Raw genomic sequence first — 21737 nt, 5'->3', positions numbered from 1 at the left:
AGTAAGACTTCTCACTATAGACCGAAGGATTTTTTCACGTCTGACAGCGCGGGCAAAACACGCTGGCGCGCTGGCCCAGCTTCACTTCCCGCAGGCCGCTACCGCAGACCTTGCAGTGCTGACCACCGCGGCCGTAGACAAACAGTTCCTGCTGGAAGTATCCCGGCTGACCGTCACCGCCAATGAAATCGCGCAGCGTCGTGCCGCCACGCTCGATGGCGGCGGCGAGGATGCGTTTGATCTCGATTGCCAGTTTCAAGTAACGCCCGCGGGAAATGCCCCCAGCTTCGCGGCGCGGATCGATGCCGGCGGCGAACAGCGCTTCGGTCGCGTAGATATTGCCGACCCCGACCACCACCGCGTTGTCCATGATGAACGGCTTGACCGCCATCGAGCGCCCGCGTGACAGCTGGAACAGGCGCTCGCCATCGAACAGATCGGTCAACGGCTCCGGCCCGAGGCGAATCAGCAGTTCGTGATTGAGCGGGTCGTTGCTCCACAGCATCGCACCGAAGCGTCGCGGGTCGGTGTAGCGCAGGGCCAGTCCCGACTCCAGTTCGATATCGACGTGCTCGTGCTTCAACGCCGGCAACCCGGCCTCGACCAGACGCAGATTGCCGGACATGCCCAAATGGCTGATCAGCGTGCCGATCTCGGCGTTGATCAACAGGTACTTGGCGCGCCGCTCGACCAGCACGATGCGCTGCCCGGACAGACGCACATCGAGGTCTTCGGGGATCGGCCAGCGCAGGCGCCGGTCGCGGACGATGACCCGGCTGACCCGCTGGCCTTCCAGGTGCGGGGCGATCCCGCGACGGGTGGTTTCGACTTCCGGCAGTTCAGGCATGGTGTCCTCGGATCAATGCGCGCCGAGGTCGCGAATCGTTTGTTTGAGTGTTTCGAAGTCGTAGTCCGACAGACCTACGTAATCGAGCACCAGCGGGCCGACCGCGCTCCACTCGAAATCCTCGCTCTGGTTGCCCAGCACGCGATAAGAGGCGCAGATGTGCTCGGCCATTTTCAGAATCGCCAGCAAGTTTTTCAGTTGGCTGTTCTTCGACGACTCGTCGCTGAAAATCGCCAGCGCGTTGTGGTGGTTGGCGATGGCGGCGCTGACATGCTCCGGCAGGCGCCAGGACTTGGCAGTGTAGTAACCGACCACGGCGTGGTTGGTGTTGAACACACGGTTTTCCGTATCGACCACGCGGCATTCCGGGCTGGCGCTGGCGTAGGCCTCTTCCAGCACGGTCATGTAATTGGGGAAACGTTGCAGCATCAATGGCACCCCGCAATCGTGGAACAGGCCCAACGCATAGGCTTCGTCACCGGCCTGGGTGCCGATGCGCTTGGCCAGGGTCAGGCAGGTCATCGCCACATCCTGCGCGGTGTCCCAGAAACGATTGAGGGTGACGATGGTGTCATCGTTCATCTCGCCCTTGATCGACTGCGCGTTGATCAGGTTGATGATCGAGCGGCTGCCCAACAGGTTCACCGCACGCTGAATCGAGGTGATCTTGTTGCTCAGGCCGTAATACGGCGAGTTGACGATTTTCAGCAGCGCGCCGGACAGGCCGGGATCCTGGGAGATCAGCTTGGCGATCACCTCCAGGTCCGGGTCGGGCATGTACTGCTCCATTTGCAGATCCACCATGATCTGCGGTTGCGCCGGCACACTGATGCCTTGCAGCGATTGTTGAATCTGTTCGGTGGTCAGCTCTTGGGACATAAGTACACACTCCGGGGCAGGCGGCGATTCTAACCGCTGAAACCGCAGGGCGACACACCGATGGGCACATCGCCGGAACTTTCATCTGTGCCCAGGCTTCGGAATCTGTAGGGCGCATCGGACCTCAACGGTTCGCTGCGAAGGCAAAATCTCCACAGACTCAGGAGCTTACCGATGGCAACTTCCCTCAATGGCAAACGCGTCGCTATTTTGGTTACCGATGGTTTCGAACAGGTCGAAATGACCGGCCCCAAGGATGCCCTCGAGCAGGCCGGCGTGCAGGTCGATATCCTCTCGGCCGAGGCCGGCACCGTCAAAGGCTGGAACCATGACAAACCGGCCGACGACTTCCCCGTCACCAACACTTTCCAGGCTGTGAGCGTCGATCAATACGATGCCGTGCTGCTGCCGGGTGGTGTGCAAAATTCCGACACCATCCGTATCGATCAGGATGCTCAGCATCTGGTCAAGACTGCCGCTTCGGCGGGCAAGCCGATTGCCGTGATCTGCCACGGCAGCTGGTTGCTGATCTCGGCGGGACTGGTCAATGGCAAGACCATGACCAGCTACAAAACGGTCAAGGACGATCTGGTCAATGCCGGGGTCAACTGGGTCGACCAGGAAGTGGTCAAGGACGGCAACCTGATCAGCAGCCGCCAGCCGGATGATGTGCCGGCGTTCAGTCAGGCCCTGATTGACGCACTGGCTGCATAAGAGCTGAAATCGCTTTCGCGAGCAGGCTCGCTCCCACAGGTGAATGCATTCCAAGTGTGGGAGCGAGCCTGCTCGCGAAGGGGCCATCCGCTTTTCATCGCAGGCCAGACCGGAGCACGCGTCAACACGCTATACTCCCGCTCTTTTTCCGGAGCGACGTCATGTCCCTGCCTAGCCTGCGCCTCAAAGCCAACGCCGACCGTCGCCTGCGCAACGGCCACTTGTGGGTCTACAGCAACGAAATCGACGTGGCCGCCACGCCTCTGCACGGCTTCAAGGCCGGCGATCAGGCGGTGCTCGAAGCCGCTGGCGGCAAGCCGTTGGGCATCGTCGCCATGAGCCCGAACAACCTGATCTGCGCGCGCCTGCTGTCGCGCGACATCAAACTGGCCCTCGACAAGTCGCTGCTGGTGCATCGCCTGAACGTCGCGCTGTCGTTGCGCGAGCGTCTGTTCGACAAGCCGTTCTATCGTCTGGTCTACGGCGACTCCGACCTCTTGCCGGGTCTGGTGGTCGATCGTTTCGGCGACATCCTTGTGGTGCAGATCGCCTCGGCGACCATGGAAGCGCATAAAGACGACGTGATCGCCGCGCTGACCCAGGTGCTCAAGCCGAGCGGCATTCTGTTCAAGAACGACTCCGCCGCCCGCGACGCCGAAGGCCTCAACCGCTACGTCGAAACCGTATTCGGTCTGGTACCGGAGTGGGTCGCGCTGGAAGAGAACGGTGTGAAGTTCGAAGCGCCGGTCATCCAAGGGCAGAAAACCGGCTGGTTCTACGATCACCGTATGAACCGCGCGCGCCTGGCACCTTACGCCAAGGGCAAACGCGTACTTGATCTCTATAGCTACATCGGTGGCTGGGGCGTGCAGGCCGCTGCGTTCGGCGCCAGCGAAGTGTTCTGCGTCGACGCCTCTGCATTCGCCCTCGACGGTGTCGAGCGCAACGCCGCGCTGAACGGCTTCGCTGACAAGATGACCTGCATCGAAGGCGACGTCTTTGAAGCGCTGAAGGAACTGAAAGCCAGCGAAGAGCGCTTCGACGTGATCGTTGCTGATCCGCCGGCCTTCATCAAACGCAAGAAAGACATGAAGAACGGCGAAGGCGCCTACCGTCGTCTCAACGAGCAAGCCATGCGCCTGCTGACCAAGGACGGCATTCTGGTCAGTGCTTCGTGCTCCATGCACCTGCCGGAAGACGATCTGCAGAACATCCTGCTGACCAGCGCCCGTCATCTGGACCGCAACATCCAGATGCTCGAACGTGGCGGTCAGGGACCCGATCATCCGGTGCATCCGGCCATCGCTGAAACCCGCTACATCAAAAGCATCACCTGCCGTCTGCTGCCCAACAGCTGATTGCGCTTGAACACCGGGGAGCCACTGAGCTCCCCGTTTTTTTTGCGCGCCCTCCCCCCGTTCTTTCACACTCGACATGAGTGCCCTGCCCTCTTCCTACAACTTCTTTCTCGCTGCCTTGCAGGAAGTTTCGTCACGCCTGTCAATCATGGAAATTAAACCTACACAGTAAGCCGCTTGCAAAAGATCACTCCGACAAAATTACTGGAATATTCCTACTTAATATCCGCTTGCCAATATTCGATTACAAACTAATATGAAGTTGTCGCAACGAAGCGACTCAACTACCAACGAACAAGGAGTTCACATCATGAAAACCATTTATCTCGAAACAGACAAACTCGCCAACCTGGCCTTTCTGGTTGCAGCCACCGGCCGCTAAGTAAGCCTGGACGCCGGAGAGTGCCGGCACTCTGGCGTCCATCAGACTTTTCCTGAGTGATCTGAACCCATGTATATCAATCCTTTTCTTTTTATATTGCCGCGCCCGCCCGGACAAGTAGTCTGGAACTACAAGAACCATACTCAACACGAACTTGATCTTGAATACTCCCACCGCCTCGCCAGTCTTATACACAACACAGATCTATTTGACCCGAACAACATAATAGACAGACAACTTCTGGACGCAGGCATTTTAACAACTTCAAAAATAGACAGCCTGGATTGGGGCTGGGACGAACTATCGAAGATCTATCACATCGGCACACAAAATATACCTTGCGCACATACGCCTCGGAATATTCACGAGTGGTCCAGGCAATATCTGGCGCACTGCAGCGAAGTGCTGGCGAAGCCGGAACCTGCAGACACCCCGGCGCCGCGATCAGTGCAGCCCCTGATTACCCTGCCCGTACCGGGCGCCATTAATGATGACAGCCTGACTCAGGCCCTGATGAGGCGCAAAACCTGTCGTTCCTACACCGGTGCCGCGGTGACACTGAACGAGGTCGGCACTCTGCTCTATCTGACCCTTGGCTATCTTCCCCCGCGCGAAGATGCCCACGCCGATCCGGTCGCGCCGGGTCTCGAGGCCCGCCGGAGCTGCCCGTCCGGCGGCGGATTGAACGCCTGTGAGGGATTTGTCCTGGCGCAAAATGTCAGCGGGCTGGAACCCGGCATCTACGCCTACCACCCTGCCGAACATGCTTTGAGTCGGATCAATGCGCTGCCCGATCCGGAACTGGGCCAATTGCTCGGCGGCCAGCACTTCATCAACAACCTGCCGCTGGGCGTGTTCATCACCGCCAGGTTTGACCGTCTCTGGTGGAAGTACGAACATTCGCGCGCCTATCGCATGGCATTCATCGAGGCCGGTCATCTCTCGCAAACCTTTCAACTGGTAGCAACGACGCTGGGGCTGAACACCTGGCTGACCGGCGCATTTGCCGATGCACAGGTTGAAAACCTGCTCGGCATCGCGGGCAGCGCCGAGCAACCGCTGTTCTTTGTCGGTTGCGGCGAAAGCGATGGCCAGGCCATGTGCCAAGAAATGCGTGATCTGCTCAGCGGAGCACAGTCATGATTCCCACGGCGATGGATGAGAGCGAAGCCCCGGTGTCATGGTCGCTGAAATTCACGCTTCCAGACTGGGAGAGCCGTGCGTCGGTACGCAGCAGTACCCATGACTATCGGTTACCAAGTGATGTCGAGCAGCAACTGCAGACCCGCTACTGGTTCCCCCCGGCCTTTGTGCCCTATCTGGCGCATCCGGCCATCCAGGCCAAGGGTCGCGAAACCCTGCACCGCCTCACCGCCAATCATCTGGTGTATTTCCTCGACTACACCACCCTGCTCGAACACCGCATCGTCAACCGCGCGGTGGAAGTCATCGCGCACCGCGAACTGCCCATCTACATACCGCTGCCGATGAAGCATGCAGCACTTCAGCTGTATACCGACGAGGGCTACCACGCGCTGTTTTCCAACCAGATTGCCGAGCAGATCGCTGCGTATTACAGCATCACCCGGCGTCCGGTCATTCCGAGACGGATCAGCCGCATGAACGCTTTGATCGCGCGCACGCCGGAGAAAAACCGTGCACTGGCGTGGTTCCTGCTGGGATTTGTCTCGGAAACGATCATTGCCCGCGAGTTGCTGGAGGTCTGCCGCGACACGCTGGTGTCCAGCGTGAACGACATGCTGCGTGATCACCTTGCCGACGAAGCGCGGCACAGCCGTTATTTCGCCGAAGCCTTCCATTACTTCTGGATTGCGATGAACAGTCGTCAGCGCCTGTTCGCCAGCAAGACCCTCGTGGAGATCATTTCCATCTTCTTCGAAGCAGATGAAAGCTGGCTGCAACAAAGCCTGCGTTCGGCCGGTATTGCCGAGATCGACGTGATGGAGATTGTCGGCAGCACGGTAACGGTGCAGGCCAACCGCGCTCGTGCACGCGCTGGCTGCAAACCTACTGTGGAGGCCCTGCACAAGGCCGGCTTCTTTGCATTGCCCCATAACCAGACACTCTTCGCCAAAGCAGGATTGATCGATGGATAAACACAGCCGTGCAACCACCCGCCGACAACAGCGCGGAGCAATCAGCCTGCTGCTGGCGATGATCCTGCTTGGCGTGTTTCCGCTGGATGTGCTGCTGCCTTCCTTTCCGGCATTGGCAGCCCACTTTGGCCGATCGTCAAACGACATCGCGCTGTCGATCAGTCTGTTTGCCGTGGGCATCGCATTTGCCCAGTTGTTGATCGGCCCGTTGTCCGATGTGATCGGGCGCAAAGGTCTGCTGCTTGCCGGCATGAGCGTGTCGCTGCTCGGCGCACTGGGCTGCGTGCTGAGCAATGACTACACGCTGTTCCTGATTTTCCGGGTGATGCAGGCGCTGGGATGCGGTTGCTTCGTGCTGTCCCAGGCACTGGTGCAGGATCTGTTCGAAGGCAACGAGCGTGATCGCCTGCGGATCCTGATGGTCACCGCCACGGGCATCTTCATCTCGGTATCACCATTGGCGGGCACGTTTCTGCAGGCCACGCTCGGCTGGCGCGGCAGCTTCTGGGTGTTCATCGCCCTGGCCGCCGTGGTTCTGGTGAAGACGTGGCGGCTGCTCGATAACAGCCGGCCCGTTCAGAATGGGCAACACGTGGGTTTCATAAAGCCCTACAGATTGGTGCTGAGCAATTTCGAATTCGTCGGCTGCTGGCTGATTTCCGCCTTCGCTTTCGCCTGCCACTTTTCCTTCATTGTCATTTCCCCGCTGATCTTCATGGAGCAGCTGCAGATGGCACCTTACGATTTCGCTTTGATCCTGCTGATCTACGGCGCCGCCTATGTCTTTGGCGGCCTGTTCGCCAGCGTGCTGAATCGGCATATCAATGCGCAACAGCAGATTTTTACCGGGCTGAGTCTGATCCTGCTCTCGGGGCTGGTGATGCTCTATCTGGCAGCCAATCATGATCTGTCAGCGGCGACGGTGCTGATTCCGATGCTGATCTGCACGGTGGGCACGACCATTTCACGACCACCGGCCACCTCCCGCGCCATGAGCCTGTTCGCCGAAAATGCCGGCGCATCGGCGTCCGCCGGCAGCACCATCATCTTTATCTGTGGCGGGCTGGTCAGCGCCTTGATCAGCCTCGGCCCGGCCAACCTGCAAGCGACGCTGGGTTACGGCTTCGTGGTGCTGAGCGGCGTATCGCTGTTGCTCAACAGCGTGATTGGCCGTCGCGTCAGCAACCTGCGCAGCAATCCGGTGATGCCGGGAGGCGACCACTGATCCTGCCAGTCGTCATCCCGCGTGCCTCTTCAGCGTGGGAACAACGCTTTGCGCCATTCCCTCGCGACGCCAGCGGTGTAGAATCGCCTCATTCATCGCCATTCATCCCCGGCGGGTTTATGAGCTCAGGCTGAGACCAGCGGCGATCCCGCAACGTCATCGGCAGCTTCCGGACACACGGCCATTTTTCGGGTGTTTCAGAGGTCAACAGAAGCTCACTCCCCTTTAGTACGTGATTAGCCGCCCGGAGTGCTCCATGCCAGATTACCGCTCGAAAACATCCACCCACGGCCGCAACATGGCCGGCGCCCGCGCACTGTGGCGCGCCACCGGCATGAAAGATGACGACTTCAAGAAGCCGATCATCGCCATCGCCAACTCGTTCACCCAGTTCGTCCCGGGGCATGTGCACCTGAAGGACCTGGGTCAACTGGTCGCCCGCGAAATCGAACGCGCCGGTGGCGTGGCCAAGGAATTCAACACCATTGCTGTCGATGACGGCATCGCCATGGGCCACGACGGCATGCTGTATTCGCTGCCGAGCCGCGAGATCATCGCCGACTCCGTCGAGTACATGGTCAATGCCCACTGCGCCGACGCCATCGTATGCATTTCCAACTGCGACAAGATCACCCCGGGCATGCTGATGGCCGCACTGCGCCTGAACATCCCGGTGATCTTCGTTTCCGGTGGCCCGATGGAGGCCGGCAAGACCAAACTCGCCTCCCACGGCCTCGACCTCGTCGACGCCATGGTGATCGCCGCCGACTCCAGCGCTTCTGACGAGAAAGTCGCCGAGTACGAGCGTAGCGCCTGCCCGACCTGCGGTTCGTGCTCCGGCATGTTCACCGCCAACTCGATGAACTGCCTGACCGAAGCACTGGGTCTGGCGTTGCCGGGCAACGGTTCGACCCTGGCGACCCACAGCGACCGCGAACAGCTGTTCCTCCAGGCCGGTCGCACCATCGTCGAGCTGTGCAAGCGTTACTACGGCGAGAACGATGACTCCGTGCTGCCGCGCAACATCGCCAACTTCAAGGCGTTCGAGAACGCGATGATGCTCGACATCGCCATGGGCGGTTCGACCAACACCATCCTGCACTTGCTCGCAGCTGCCCAGGAAGCCGAGATCGATTTCGACCTGCGCGACATCGACCGTCTCTCGCGCAGCGTGCCGCAGCTGTGCAAAGTCGCACCGAACATCCAGAAGTACCATATGGAAGACGTGCACCGCGCCGGCGGCATTTTCAGCATCCTCGGTTCGCTGGCCCGTGGCGGCCTGCTGCACACCGACCTGCCGACCGTGCACAGCCGCAGCATGGAAGAAGCCATCGCCAAGTGGGACATCACCCAGACCAGCGACGAAGCCGTGCATCACTTCTTCAAGGCAGGTCCGGCGGGCATTCCGACCCAGACCGCGTTCAGCCAGTCGACCCGTTGGGAAACCCTCGACGACGACCGTGAAAACGGCTGCATCCGCAGCTTCGAGCATGCCTATTCGAAAGAAGGCGGCCTCGCCGTGCTGTACGGCAACATCGCGCAGGACGGTTGCGTGGTGAAAACCGCCGGGGTTGATGAGTCGATCCACGTCTTCGAAGGCAACGCGAAGATTTTCGAAAGCCAGGACAGCGCCGTGCGCGGCATCCTCGCCGACGAAGTGAAGGAAGGCGACATCGTCATCATTCGCTACGAAGGCCCGAAAGGCGGCCCGGGCATGCAGGAAATGCTCTACCCGACGTCCTACCTGAAATCCAAAGGCCTGGGCAAAGCCTGCGCGCTGCTCACCGACGGGCGTTTCTCCGGCGGCACTTCCGGCCTGTCGATCGGCCACGCTTCGCCAGAGGCTGCGGCCGGTGGCGCGATCGGTCTGGTGCAGGATGGCGACAAGGTGCTGATCGACATTCCGAACCGCTCGATCAACCTGTTGGTCAGTGACGAAGAACTGGCGGCACGCCGCGCCGAGCAGGACAAGAAAGGCTGGAAACCGGTCGAGGTGCGCCCACGCAAAGTAACCACCGCGCTCAAGGCCTACGCCCTGCTGGCGACCAGTGCCGACAAGGGCGCGGTGCGCAACAAAGCGATGCTCGACGGGATATAAAAACAGCTGCGAGCTGCAAGCTGCAAGCTTCAAGCAAGAGCCAAGTTGCTTTTTCTTGCCGCTTGTAGCTTGTAGCTTGCAGCTTGCAGCTGCTTTTATTGAATTTCTTCCGGCTTGACGATCACCCAGTTCTTGTCCGCTGTCACCGGCAAGCCTTCCTTGGCCTGTGCCGCCGCGTGTTTGGCCATCATGCCGTTGATTTGCGTCATGTACTTGTCCTTGCGGTTGATCCACAAGTGAATGCCGCCCTTGGCCACGTCGACATCATGGAACAGCATGTAACCGTCGCTCGTCGGGGTATCGCCGCCGACCAGTACCGGTTTTTTCCATTCATCGATATAGGTCAGGATCGCCGCGTGCTTGCCGGCCATCCAGGTGGCCGGGGTCCACAGATAGGGCGTCAGTTCGAGGCCGAGGTTGGCCTTCTCGTCATATTTGCCGGCGGTGATCTGTTTGCGCGCGGTGGTCAGCTCGCCGGTCTTCTGATCCTTGAGCAGCAGTGAAACGCCAATGACGTTCTGCGGTTTGACGTTGTAGCCATACTTGGGATCCGCCGCGACCATACGCACCAGCTCCTCTGAAGCGGCGGTCATCACGTAAACCTCGATGCCGTTCTCCATCAGCTTGTTATACAGCTCCTGCTGGCCAGTGAAGATCTTCGGCGGATTGACGTCGAGCTTCTTCACCACATCGCCTTCGTAATACGTCGCCGGCACCGGTTTTCCCGAAGCCATCAGTTCGTCAACGTAGCCCTTGAGCTCCTTGAGGGTGAAGCCGGAGAACACCTGCGCCACCCACGGGTAGCAGACCATGTCGTCGACTTCGCAGAGCCGGTAGTAATAACTGAACAGGCTTTCCTTGTGCTCGGCGGTGTCCTTGAAGGGCATCAGTTTCAGCGAGGGGTCGAGCTTGTCGCGGGTAATAAGGCCCTTGTTTTCCATGAACGGCAGCAAGGATTCTTCGAGGTCGTAGCGGTAACTGGTGTTGTCCATGTCGAACACGGCGTAATTACCCTTGTTGGCGTTGGCAGCGATCATCGCGTCCAGCGCCTTGGCCTGATCTGCCGGCCAATGCTTGAGGTCCGTGGCCAATGCATGGCCGGCGAGGCCAGCCGCCAGTGCCACAGCCAACAACGTGCGTGCAATTCTCATAGCGCTACTCCCCGATGCAAAGAGTTCGACGCTAACAAATCAGTGTGACAACCCTCGCCTGTCAGCGACCGCTGACGTCCCCTGCGCGTCAGTTGCATTGCCGACAGCGACAAGCGCTTATTCCAAAAACGACGGACGCCCTGCCATTTCGGTATTAAATCATTGCAAATCAAGCTGTTAGGCTTTCCGGTTCACAGCAGCCCCGGATGGCTGTTGGCACAGTCTCTACTGGAGTCCTCATGAATCTACCGCTGATTCTCAACCTGCTGGTGTTCCTCGCCCTGCTCTTCGGTCTGGCGCAGACCCGCCACACCACCTGGAGCCTGGCGAAAAAAGTCCTGCTCGCACTGGTCCTCGGCGTGGCGTTCGGCGTCGCGCTGCACACGATTTACGGTGCCGGCAACCCGGTGCTGAAAGCCTCGATCGGCTGGTTCGATCTGGTCGGCAACGGTTACGTGCAGTTGCTGCAAATGATCGTGATCCCGCTGGTGTTTGCTTCGATCCTCAGCGCCGTGGCCCGTCTGCACAATGCCTCGTCGCTGGGCAAGATCAGTTTCCTCACCATCGGCACGCTGCTGTTCACCACCGCCATCGCGGCGTTGGTCGGCATCGGCCTGACCAACCTGTTCGGCCTCAGCGCTGAAGGTCTGGTTGCCGGCACCCAGGAAATGGCGCGCCTGCAAACCATTCAGAACGACTACGCCGGCAAGGTCGCCGACCTGAATGTGCCGCAATTGCTGCTGTCGTTCATTCCGCAGAATCCGTTCGCCGACCTGGCCCGGGCCAAGCCGACCTCGATCATCAGTGTGGTGATCTTCGCCGCGTTCCTCGGGGTTGCCGCGCTGCAACTGCTCAAGGACGACGTCGTGAAAGGTCAGAAAGTGATCAACGCCATCGACACTCTGCAAGCCTGGGTGATGCGTCTGGTGCGTCTGGTGATGAAGCTGACCCCGTACGGTGTGCTGGCGCTGATGACCAAAGTGGTCGCCGGTTCCAACCTGCAGGACATCATCAAGCTCGGCAGTTTCGTCGTGGTCTCGTATATCGGCCTGGGCCTGATGTTCGTCGTGCACGGCGTGCTGGTGTCGGCCGCCGGGATCAACCCGCTGCGCTTCTTCCGCAAGATCTGGCCGGTGCTGACCTTCGCCTTCACCAGCCGCTCCAGCGCAGCGACCATTCCGTTGAGCATCGAAGCGCAGACCCGTCGCCTGGGCATTCCGTCGTCAGTCGCCAGTTTCGCTGCCTCGTTCGGTGCGACCATCGGCCAGAACGGGTGTGCCGGCCTGTACCCGGCGATGTTGGCAGTGATGGTGGCACCAACGGTCGGCATCAACCCGCTGGATCCGTTGTGGATCGCGACGCTGGTGGCGATTGTCACGTTGAGTTCGGCCGGCGTGGCCGGAGTCGGTGGCGGCGCGACGTTCGCCGCCCTGATCGTGCTGCCGGCGATGGGCCTGCCGGTGTCACTGGTGGCGTTGCTGATTTCGGTCGAGCCGCTGATCGATATGGGCCGCACCGCATTGAACGTGAGTGGCTCGATTACCGCTGGGGCGATTACCAGTCAGGTCATGCAGCAGACGGATAAAGCGCTGCTGGATGCCGATGAGCACGCAGAGTTGGCCCAGGCTTAAGCTTCTCAGCGACTGAGCGAGCCTCTTCGCGAGCAGGCTCGCTCCCACACTGAAATGCGTTCCCCTGTGGGAGCGAGCCTGCTCGCGAAGCTGTTAGGCTTTCTCCCAAACCTCAAATCTATATGCAGGTTTATCGCCCTCTGCCGGATTCGGTACATTCGACACCAGCTTCCATTCGCTCAGATCAAACTCCGGAAACCACGCATCCCCTTCCGGGCTCAGCGCTACGCGGGTCAGGTACAGCCGATCGGCCTGCGCCAGTCCCTGCGCATACAACTGCGCGCCGCCAATCAGCATCAGTTCATCAACGCCCTGGGCCTTCGCCCATTCCTCGGCGCGGGCCACGGCGGCTTCCAGCGACGGATAGACCTCGGCGCCTTCGAGCTGCAGATCGGACTGGCGGCTGACCACGATGTTCAAGCGCCCCGGCAGCGGCCGGCCGAGCGAATCCCAAGTCTTGCGACCCATGATGATCGGCTTGCCGAGCGTGGTCGCCTTGAAGTATTTGAAGTCCCCCGGCAGGTGCCAGGGCATGCTGTTGTCGACGCCGATCACGCGGTTTTCACCGAGGGCTGCGATCAGGCTGAGGGGCAGTGATTTAGTCATGGCGGCGAGGATACCAGAGCCGCGCTTACCCCGATAAGCGCCACAGCGGTTATGCTCAGCGCTCGATTTAGCGACGGGACGCCGCGTGACTGAACTGACTCCACTGCAAAACCTCTGGCTCACCGAAACCATCCGCCTGCGCGAAGAACTCGCGGGGCCGCTGGACGATCTGGAAGCCAATCGTCTGGCCCGCGCCGCTGGCGGCGATCTGCCGAGCCGCATTGCGCGCCGGGCGCTATGGCTGGCCGAGCGTGACGGGCTCACCGCCGCCCTCAAGCACTGGCTGCAAGGCGCGCGCCTGGCGCTGGTGCTGTTGATGATTTTCGCCGTGCTCAGCGGCGCCGGCCTGGCTTTCGCCGCACTTGGCCAAACGCCGGTGAATGTGTTCTGGGCGCTGGGCAGTCTGCTCGGGATCAATCTGATATTGCTGCTGAGCTGGGCGCTGGGCTTGATTTTCGCTGGCGAACACGGCGCCACCCTCGGGCGCTTGTGGCTGTGGCTCAGCGAAAAATTCGCTCGCGACGCCAAAGCCGCGCAACTGGCGCCGGCCTTGCTGTTGCTGCTGCAACGCAAGAAACTCAACCGCTGGGCGCTCGGCGCGTTGATCAATGGTCTGTGGCTGCTGGCGATGCTCAGCGCGCTGATTCTGCTGCTGACGCTGATGGCCACGCGGCGCTACGGCTTTGTCTGGGAAACCACGACCCTCGGCGCCGATACTTTCATCCACGTCACCCAGGCCCTTGGCTATCTGCCGTCACTGCTTGGCTTCAACGTGCCGACCGAGGAAATGATCCGCGCCAGCGGCGACGGCGCACTGGATATTGAAAGCGCACGACAGGCCTGGGCGACCTGGCTGGTCGGCGTGCTGGTGGTCTTCGGCGTGCTGCCGCGCCTGCTGCTCGCGCTGTTCTGCCTGTGGCGCTGGAACCGCGGCAAAGCCGCGCTGCGCCTGGATCTGAACCTGCCCGGCTACGCGCAACTGCGCGAAAGGCTGATGCCGACCAGCGAGCGCCTTGGTGTCAACGACCCGGAGCCGGCGCAACTGCATCGCGTCGAAAGCAACGTCGGCGAACTGGCCAGTGAAGGCGCGCTGCTGGTGGCGATCGAGTTGGACGAACAGCGTCCGTGGCCACCCGTGCTGCCGAAAAACGTCAGCAACGCGGGCATCCTCGACAGTCGCGAATCGCGGCACAAACTGCTCGAACAACTCAGTCGCTTCCCGCCGGCGCGGCTGGCCATCGCCTGCGATCCGCGACGCTCGCCGGATCGCGGCAGCCTCGCATTGATCGCCGAACTCGCACGCAATGCCGGCGCCACTCGCATCTGGCTGCTGCAAGCGCCGCCTGGCGAAGCGCTGGACGGGCAACGTCTGGGTGACTGGCACGCGGCGCTGCAACAACTGGACCTGCCATTCGCCGATTGCGCGCCGATGAACTGGCTGGAGAGCGGACATGACTGATGCACGCAAGGCCCCGCTGAAACTGGCGGTGGTCGGCCACACCAACGTCGGCAAGACCTCGCTGCTGCGCACGCTGACCCGTGACGTCGGCTTCGGCGAAGTGTCGCACCGGCCGAGCACCACCCGGCATGTCGAAGGCGCGCGGTTGTCGGTGGATGGCGAGCCGTTGCTCGATCTGTACGACACGCCGGGGCTGGAAGATGCCATCGCCCTGCTGGATTTTCTCGAACGCCTGGAACGCCCCGGCGAACGCCTCGACGGCCCGGCGCGGCTGGCGCGGTTTCTCGACGGCAGCGAGGCGCGCCAGCGTTTCGAGCAGGAGGCCAAGGTACTGCGGCAATTGCTCGCTTCCGACGCCGGTCTGTATGTGATCGACGCCCGTGAACCGGTGCTGGCCAAGTATCGCGACGAACTGGAAGTGCTGGCCAGTTGCGGCAAACCGCTGCTGCCGGTGCTGAATTTCGTCAGCAGCGCCAACCATCGCGAACCCGATTGGCGCGAGGCGCTAGCGCGGTTGGGGCTGCATGCGCTGGTACGTTTCGACAGCGTCGCACCGCCCGAAGATGGCGAGCGGCGCTTGTACGAGAGCCTCGCCCTGCTTTTGGAAAACGCCCGGCCGCAACTGGAGCGGTTGATCGCCGACCAGCAGGCGCAGCGCCTCGCCCGTCAGCAAAGCGCCGCACGCCTGATTGCCGAATTGCTGATCGACTGCGCTGCGTGCCGGCGCAGTGTGGTCAGCGAAGCCGAGCAGGAACAGCAGGCGATCAGCGAGCTGCGCAAAGCCGTACGCCAGCGTGAGCAGAAGTGCGTTGAGGCGTTGCTCAAGCTCTACGCGTTTCGCCCGCAGGACGCGGCGGCCAGTGACTTGCCGTTGCTCGACGGGCGCTGGGGCGATGACCTGTTCAATCCGGAAACCCTGAAGCAACTGGGCGTGCGCGTCGGCGGTGGCATTGCTGCCGGTGCAGCGGCCGGGGCTGGTGTGGATTTGCTGGTCGGCGGGATTACCCTCGGCGCGGCGGCGTTGGCCGGTGCGATCGCCGGCGGTGCGCTGCAAACCGCGCGCAGTTATGGCAGTCGCCTGCTCGGCAAGATCAAAGGCCAGCGGGAATTGACAGTGGATGACGCCGTGCTGCGCCTGTTGGCGTTGCGCCAGCGCCAGTTGTTGCTGGCGCTGGATCAGCGTGGGCATGCGGCGATGGACAGCATTCAGGTGGCCACACCTGTGGATAAAACCTGGCGCGAAGGCAAATTGCCGGAAGCGCTGAACAAGGCGCGCGCGCATCCGCAGTGGTCGTCGCTCAATCCGCAGGCGAAGTTGAATCAGGCGGAGCGGCAGGAGCAGATTGATTTGCTGGCAGCAGATTTGTAGCGTCTTAGCCGACCTCTTCGCGAGCAAGCTCGCTCCCACATTGGATCGTGGTCACAACACAAAACCCAGTGGGAGCGAGCTTGCTCGCGAATGGCGCGACTCGGTTACTTGGATTACACCGCCAGCAGCCGCGCCGCCTTCTCCTTCAGCAAACCGAGATCCATCACCGGCACCGCCATCTCCTTCGCCAACTCATCCCAGCGCCGCATGCGCAAACTCAGCGCACATAATGGATCAGCCTCGAACGCATCCGCCTCAGCCGCGCTCATTACCCCGCCCTGATAGTCCAGCGTCCTGCGACTCGCCTCACTCAACCGCGCGTAATACCCCGGTTCGCGCAAGGTCAGATAGCGTTTAGCCTGAACGTGATGTTCCACCAGTCGCGCCAGCCGCTCGCTGAAACCTGCCTCACGCAGACAATCGGCACCGATCCGTTCATGGCTGACCACGCCATAACCGCCCATGTTTTCCGCGCCCTCGGCACACAAATGGCCGATGTCATGAAAGAACGCCGCCAGCACCACTTCATCGTCACAGCCTTCAGCCATGGCCAGTTCTGCGGCCTGGGACATGTGCTCGAGTTGCGACACCGGTTCGCCGATGTAATCGCTGGCGCCGAAGCGTTCATACAGGCCGAACACCCGGGCGATCACCTGTTCGTGATTCATGCCTCCTCCAGTAACTGCGCGATGTTGCGTTCGGCCAGCGCCGGGCCGACGCTCATGCCGACGCCGGTGTGCATCAGCGCCACGCTCAGGCCCGGTGCCGGGCGCAGGAATGAAAACGGCGCCGGCCCCCGAGAACCATAGACGCCCTGCCAGCGTTCGACCACTTGCACCTGGCAGCCCAGCGTCTGCTCGGCAAGTTCGAGCATCCAGTCGTCAATCTGCTCGGCATTGAACGGTGAAGCATCGTTGCCGTAATGATGCGAATCGCCAATGATCAGTTCGCCATACGGCGTCGGGCTGATCAGCAGGTGAATGCCGTTGGCGTGCAGGTGCGGTTGCTCACGGAGGATCTGCGCCTGCACCGCTGCGGCTTGCGGCAAATCGGCGAAGGCGCCGTAGTGCACGCAGCTCAGGCCGGTGAGCACGGCGTGTTGCAGATTGAGATCGACCTGCGGTCTGGCCCGCAGCATTTGCAAACGACAGATCTGCGGATTGAGCACGGCAATCGGCTCGGCCAGCAGGGTCTGATAATCGTGGCCGGAGCAGACGATGATCTGCTTGCCGGTAAAACTGCCGGCGGTGCTGTTCAGACGCCCCGGCTCGACGTCGCGCACCAGCGTGGAAAAGTGAAACTCGACGCCGAGGTCGCGGCGCAGATAGTCGATCAGCGCCGGAATCGCCTCGCGCGAGTACAACTGCTGATCATCGACACCGTGCAACACAGCACGGTGATGGCTGAACTGGCCGCCGTAGAGATCACGCAACCCCGCGCCGCGCAGCAGCTCAACGTTGTAGCCGTGCTCGATCGCGCGGCCGGCGCAGAAGACTTCGAGCAGGTGTTCTTCGGCCTCGCTGCGGGCGAACAGGTATGAGCCGTTGCGCTTGACCTGCAGGCCGGCAAGTTGCGCCCAGTCGCCCCAGATCTCGCGGCTGGCCTTGGCCAGTTCGAGCATGATGCCGGGCGGCTGACCGGTCACCAGCGCCTGGCCGAAGTTGCGCACCGAAGCGCCAAGGGGCGTGGCGGTGCGTTCGAATACCGCGACTTTCAGGCCGCGCTTGGCGGCGGCATAGGCGTGGGACAGACCGAGGATGCCAGCGCCGATGATGAGCAAGTCTTTGGGTTGTGTCATGTAGAGGTGCTCTGAATGAGAAACCGCTTTCGCGAGCAGGCTCGCTCCCACAGGGGACAGCATTGCAACTGTGGGAGCGAGCCTGCTCGCGAAGGGGCCTTGTCAGTCGATAAAGATCTTACTTGGCGACGACTTTTTCGGACTTGCCGTCATACCGCTTGCGCCATTCAGCCAGGATCTCGTCGCGATTCTTCGAGGCCCAGGCAAAGTCGTTCTTGATCAGACGCTGCTCATAGTCGGCTGGCAATTCGGTCTGCGGCTTGGCGATCCCCGGCTGCGCGAGCACGGCGAAGTTCTCTTTGTACAGATCCATCGCCTCGGCGCTGGCGGAGAAGTCGGCGAGTTTTTTCGCTGCCTCTTCATGCGGCGTGCCTTTGATCACCGCCGTCGCTTCGATCTCCCAGCCCAGACCTTCCTTCGGCAGGATGATGTCCAGCGGCGCGCCCTGGCGCTTCAGCTGCACCGCCGGGTATTCAAAGGAAATCCCGATCGGAAACTCCCCCGCCGCCGCCAGTTTGCATGGCTTGGAACCGGAGTGAACGTACTGGCCGATGTTCTGGTGCAAGCCGTCCATATACGCCCAGCCTTGCTTCTCGCCGAAGGTCTGCAGCCAGGCGCTGACGTCGAGGAAACCGGTGCCGGACGACGCCGGGTTGGGCATGACGATCTTGCCCTTGTACTCAGGCTTGGTCAGGTCCTGCCAACTGACCGGTTTGCTCAGACCCTGCTTCTCAGCCTCGACGGTGTTGAAGCAAATGGTCGCGGCCCACACGTCCATGCCTACCCAGGCTGGCGGGTTGGCGGCGTCGCGGTAGTTCGCGCCGATCTTGCCGAGATCCTTCGGTGCATAGCTTTGCAGCATGCCTTGCTGGTCGAGAATCGCCAGGCTCGACGCGGCCAGGCCCCACACCGCGTCAGCCTGCGGACGAGCCTTTTCGGCGAGCAATTTGGCGGTGATGATCCCGGTGGAATCGCGCACCCATTTGATCTCGACGTCCGGGTTGGCCTTTTCGAAAGCGTCCTTGTAGGACTTCAGCTGTTCGGCTTCGAGTGCGGTGTACACCGTCAACTCGGTTTTTGCCGCGAAGGCATTCAGGCTGAAAGTCGCGAGCACAGCAGCGGCCAGGGCCATAGGCTTGAACATGAGCGTTTTCCTGTAGATGAGTTGATCGGGTTTGCAATCAGTGACCGGGCGCGGTTTGCCGCCAGGCCTGGGAACGGCGCAACAGGCCGCGCGAAGCCCACGCCAGCAACAGCGACACGCCGGCCGAAGTGAACAGAATCAGGGTCGACATCGCCGCCGCACCGCCGACGTTGCCGGCGTCGTCCATGTTCAGCACCGCCACCGCCGCGAGGATGGTGTCGGGGCTGTAAAGGAAGATCGCAGCGGAAACCGTGGTCATCGCCGAGACGAACAGGTAGCGCACGATGTCCAGCAGCGCCGGCAGGCAGATCGGTACGGTGACGCGCAGGTAATGCCGGTACAGCGGCGCCTTCAGCGACAGCGCGGCGGCTTCAAACTCGGCGTCGAGCTGGCGCAGCGCGGTGGTCGCGGTCATTTGTGCGGTGGTCAGATAGTGCGCAATGGTGCAGACGATCAGCAGCGTCATCGTCCCGTAGAGCACGTGCAGCGGATTGCCGCTGAGGTTGAAGAAAAAGACGTAGCCCAGGCCCAGTACCAGCCCCGGCACCGCCATCGGCACGAAGCTGAGCATGCGCAAAGCCAGGTTCAAGCCGCGCTGAGTGCGGGTTTTCTCCATCAGATAGGCGCCAGTGAAAATCAGCACGCTGCCAATCAGCGCCGTGCCCAGCGCCATCTTCAGACTGTTGCCGTAGGCGAGCCAGCCACCGCCGGCGGTCTCGTTGAACTGATAGTGGTTGAGCGACAGCGACAGGTTGTACGGCCAGAACTTCACCAGCGACGAAAACACCGCCTTGCCGAACACCAGAATCAACGCCGCGCAGATCAGCAAAACAATGGCCAGATAGCAGCCGTCGCGCATTTTCGACGGCAGCGGTTTGAACACTTGCGCGCGCCCGCTCATGGAATCGCCGTGACGCCGACGCAACCACGCATCGACACCGAAACTGAACAGCGCCGGCAGCAGCAGCACCATGCCGATCAACGCGCCGCGACCGAATTGCTGCTGGCCGACCACGGCTTTGTAGGCTTCCAGCGCCAACACTTGATAGTCGCCACCGACCACCACCGGCACACCGAAATCGGTGATGGTCAGGGTGAACACCAGACAGAACGCGGCGAATACCGCCTGGCGGGTCGCCGGCCAGGTGATGCTGCGAAACGCTTTGGCCGGACTGGCGCCCATGCTCGATGCGGCGTCGAACAGCCGCGCATCGGCCAGCGACAATGCCGAGAGCAAAATCATCAGCGCATGGGGAAAGGTGTAGATCACCTCGCCCAGCACAATGCCCCAGAAGCCATAGATATTGTCCGAGAGCAGCCCACGCAGCATGCCCTGGTTGCCGAACAGATAAACCAGCGCAATCCCCGGCAGCATCGACGGCGCCATCAGCGGCAGCAGCGAGATCCCGCGCCAGATGCCTTTGCCCGGAATCAGCGTGCGTTGCAGCGCGTAGGCAAACAGGTAGGCCAGCGGTACGACAATGGCCGCAACGCTGAGGGACACTTTCAGGCTATTGCCGAGCAGCCAATGGAAATTGGCACTGGTCACCAACTCCTTCGCCGCGAGCCAGCCACCGCCCTGCCCGGCGTCGTTGCTGAAACCGCGCCAGAAGATCGCCAGCAACGGCAGCAGCACCGCGAGGCCGAGCAACACCAGCAGGAGGATTTTGCCGCCGAGCACGAACAGGCGATCGCCGATCTCGGCTTTCGAGGACTGTCGCACCTGCTTGTGCGGTAGCGGCAGCGCGAGGTTGCTGTTCATCAGGCGAACACCTGCAAACTGCGCGGCGGCAAGGCGACCATGATCTGCTGGGCGCCGAGGCGCGGCATGGCTTCTGGCGCGAGCTCGGCGAGCAGCGCATGGCCTGGCAGTTGATCGAGTTCGAAGCTCATCCGGCAGCGGTTGCCGAGAAAAGTGATTTCGCGAACCCTGGCCGGGAACAGGTTCTCTTCGTGCACCAGCGGATTGACGTTGATCGCCTCCGGGCGGCAGAACAGTCGACCCGAAGCGCCGTGCACGCTGCCATCGGCCAGACGCAGATTCATCCCGCCGACCTGGGCGTGACTGTCGCTGCTGCGCTGAAACGGCAGCCAGTTGCCCTGGCCGACAAACTCGGCCACGAACGGCGTGGCGGGGCGGTTGTAGATTTCCTGCGGCGTGGCGTACTGCTCGACCCGGCCGTTGTTCATTACCGCGATGCGGTCGGCCATCAACATCGCTTCGTCCTGATTGTGCGTGACCATCAGCGTAGTGATGCCGAGGTTGCGTTGCAGCTGACGCAGCTCGGTGCACAGATGCTCGCGCACCCGCGCGTCGAGGGCCGACATTGGTTCGTCGAGCAACAGCAGTGACGGCGCCGGCGCCAATGCGCGAGCGAGCGCTACTCGCTGTTGCTGACCGCCGGACAATTGGCCTGGGTACTTTTTCTCACTGCCGCTGAGGCCCACCAGTTCCAGCATCTGACCGACACGCCGGCGCACTTCATCGCGCCCGCTGCCGGCGAGGCCGTAGGCAATGTTCGCTTCGACGGTCAGATTGGGGAACAGCGCGTAGGACTGGAACAGAATTCCGTAATCCCGCGCTTGCGGGGCAAGGTGCGAGACATCGCGATCGCCCAGATACAGCTCGCCGCTGTCCTGCTGCTCCAGCCCGGCAATGCAGCGCAACAATGTGGTCTTGCCACAGCCCGACGGGCCGAGCAGGCACACCAGCTCGCCGGCGGCGACATCGAGGGAGACGTTATCCAGCGCAGTGAACGCACCGAAACGCTTGTGCACGCCGCGCACTTTCATCGGCGCGCCGGGGTTGGTCAGGGCAGTTGCGATGGCAGGATTCATGGACGGACCTCAGCAAACGGATGAGGCCAATCCTAGAGCTGTAATGCGTCCGTCATGTGGCAGCGAGGCAAAAACCGCTGATAGTGGTATTCGGGGATTTGGGTTCAAGATCAAAAGATCG

At 61.5% G+C, this 21737-nt stretch carries 18 protein-coding genes; 9 read left to right on the top strand and 9 right to left on the bottom strand.

The genetic code is table 11. The features are described from left to right. Window positions 1-34: 34 nt before the first annotated feature. On the bottom strand, window positions 35-847 hold the full coding sequence (mutM, locus tag AB4N47_RS24675) for a bifunctional DNA-formamidopyrimidine glycosylase/DNA-(apurinic or apyrimidinic site) lyase (RefSeq protein WP_122698599.1): 813 nt from the start codon (window positions 845-847) through the stop codon (window positions 35-37). A 12-nt stretch (window positions 848-859) separates the two neighbouring features. Continuing rightward, window positions 860-1672 carry an HDOD domain-containing protein gene (locus tag AB4N47_RS24670; RefSeq protein ID WP_160769650.1) on the bottom strand — a complete coding sequence of 271 codons (813 nt, stop codon included), beginning with the start codon at window positions 1670-1672 and terminating at the stop codon, window positions 860-862. A 228-nt stretch (window positions 1673-1900) separates the two neighbouring features. On the opposite strand from AB4N47_RS24670, the gene AB4N47_RS24665 reads away from it, so the two are divergent. From AB4N47_RS24665 to ilvD, 6 genes are all read left to right on the top strand, one after another. Continuing rightward, window positions 1901-2440, top strand: a complete 540-nt coding sequence (locus AB4N47_RS24665; protein ID WP_071172203.1) for a type 1 glutamine amidotransferase domain-containing protein — start codon at window positions 1901-1903, stop codon at window positions 2438-2440. A gap of 161 nt (window positions 2441-2601) precedes the next feature. Then, window positions 2602-3798 carry a class I SAM-dependent rRNA methyltransferase gene (locus AB4N47_RS24660; protein WP_016772700.1) on the top strand — a complete coding sequence of 399 codons (1197 nt, stop codon included), beginning with the start codon at window positions 2602-2604 and terminating at the stop codon, window positions 3796-3798. 451 nt (window positions 3799-4249) lie between these two features. Further along, window positions 4250-5323 carry a SagB family peptide dehydrogenase gene (locus AB4N47_RS24655; protein WP_341638115.1) on the top strand — a complete coding sequence of 358 codons (1074 nt, stop codon included), beginning with the start codon at window positions 4250-4252 and terminating at the stop codon, window positions 5321-5323. Then, window positions 5320-6297 carry a diiron oxygenase gene (locus AB4N47_RS24650; protein WP_133335876.1) on the top strand — a complete coding sequence of 326 codons (978 nt, stop codon included), beginning with the start codon at window positions 5320-5322 and terminating at the stop codon, window positions 6295-6297. Before AB4N47_RS24655 ends, AB4N47_RS24650 begins: the two co-directional genes overlap by 4 nt. Beyond that, the gene (locus tag AB4N47_RS24645) at window positions 6290-7522 is read left to right on the top strand and encodes an MFS transporter (RefSeq protein WP_341638116.1); all 1233 of its coding nucleotides are present in this window, start codon (window positions 6290-6292) and stop codon (window positions 7520-7522) included. Before AB4N47_RS24650 ends, AB4N47_RS24645 begins: the two co-directional genes overlap by 8 nt. Window positions 7523-7778: 256 nt before the next feature. Further along, window positions 7779-9620, top strand: coding sequence for a dihydroxy-acid dehydratase (gene ilvD, locus AB4N47_RS24640; RefSeq protein WP_016772696.1), 1842 nt, complete (start codon window positions 7779-7781; stop codon window positions 9618-9620). A gap of 95 nt (window positions 9621-9715) precedes the next feature. Here the strand turns inward: ilvD and AB4N47_RS24635 are convergent, their stop codons facing one another. Then, the gene (locus tag AB4N47_RS24635) at window positions 9716-10771 is read right to left on the bottom strand and encodes an HAD family hydrolase (RefSeq protein WP_122706738.1); all 1056 of its coding nucleotides are present in this window, start codon (window positions 10769-10771) and stop codon (window positions 9716-9718) included. 239 nt (window positions 10772-11010) lie between these two features. Between AB4N47_RS24635 and AB4N47_RS24630 the strand changes: the two genes are divergently transcribed. After that, on the top strand, window positions 11011-12402 hold the full coding sequence (locus AB4N47_RS24630; protein WP_341638117.1) for an L-cystine transporter: 1392 nt from the start codon (window positions 11011-11013) through the stop codon (window positions 12400-12402). Window positions 12403-12495: 93 nt separating this feature from the next. Here the strand turns inward: AB4N47_RS24630 and AB4N47_RS24625 are convergent, their stop codons facing one another. After that, a complete protein-coding gene (locus AB4N47_RS24625; protein ID WP_341638118.1) occupies window positions 12496-13008 on the bottom strand; it encodes a dihydrofolate reductase in 513 nt (170 codons plus the stop codon). 85 nt (window positions 13009-13093) lie between these two features. Here AB4N47_RS24625 and AB4N47_RS24620 point away from each other — a divergent pair, with 85 nt between their 5' ends. Beyond that, on the top strand, window positions 13094-14467 hold the full coding sequence (locus tag AB4N47_RS24620; RefSeq protein WP_341638119.1) for a DUF2868 domain-containing protein: 1374 nt from the start codon (window positions 13094-13096) through the stop codon (window positions 14465-14467). Beyond that, window positions 14460-15836 (top strand): GTPase/DUF3482 domain-containing protein, encoded by a 1377-nt coding sequence (locus AB4N47_RS24615; protein ID WP_336341916.1) that lies wholly within the window; start codon window positions 14460-14462, stop codon window positions 15834-15836. The genes AB4N47_RS24620 and AB4N47_RS24615 overlap by 8 nt, the downstream gene beginning before the upstream one ends. A gap of 113 nt (window positions 15837-15949) precedes the next feature. Here the strand turns inward: AB4N47_RS24615 and AB4N47_RS24610 are convergent, their stop codons facing one another. From AB4N47_RS24610 to AB4N47_RS24590, 5 genes are all read right to left on the bottom strand, one after another. After that, complete coding sequence (locus AB4N47_RS24610) at window positions 15950-16504, bottom strand: phosphonate degradation HD-domain oxygenase (RefSeq protein WP_341638120.1); 555 nt, start codon at window positions 16502-16504, stop codon at window positions 15950-15952. Then, entirely contained in the window at window positions 16501-17634 is a 1134-nt protein-coding gene (locus AB4N47_RS24605; protein WP_341638121.1) for a TIGR03364 family FAD-dependent oxidoreductase, read from the bottom strand. The genes AB4N47_RS24610 and AB4N47_RS24605 overlap by 4 nt, the downstream gene beginning before the upstream one ends. Before the next feature lie 118 nt (window positions 17635-17752). Then, a complete protein-coding gene (locus AB4N47_RS24600) occupies window positions 17753-18778 on the bottom strand; it encodes a putative 2-aminoethylphosphonate ABC transporter substrate-binding protein (protein ID WP_130900350.1) in 1026 nt (341 codons plus the stop codon). A gap of 37 nt (window positions 18779-18815) precedes the next feature. After that, window positions 18816-20540 carry a putative 2-aminoethylphosphonate ABC transporter permease subunit gene (locus tag AB4N47_RS24595; protein ID WP_341638122.1) on the bottom strand — a complete coding sequence of 575 codons (1725 nt, stop codon included), beginning with the start codon at window positions 20538-20540 and terminating at the stop codon, window positions 18816-18818. Then, entirely contained in the window at window positions 20540-21616 is a 1077-nt protein-coding gene (locus AB4N47_RS24590; protein ID WP_341638123.1) for a putative 2-aminoethylphosphonate ABC transporter ATP-binding protein, read from the bottom strand. The genes AB4N47_RS24595 and AB4N47_RS24590 overlap by 1 nt, the downstream gene beginning before the upstream one ends. Window positions 21617-21737 lie beyond the last annotated feature (121 nt).

It is taken from the genome of Pseudomonas sp. S3_G06, from assembly GCF_054667565.1.
This window is presented reverse-complemented; position numbering and strand designations above follow the sequence as displayed.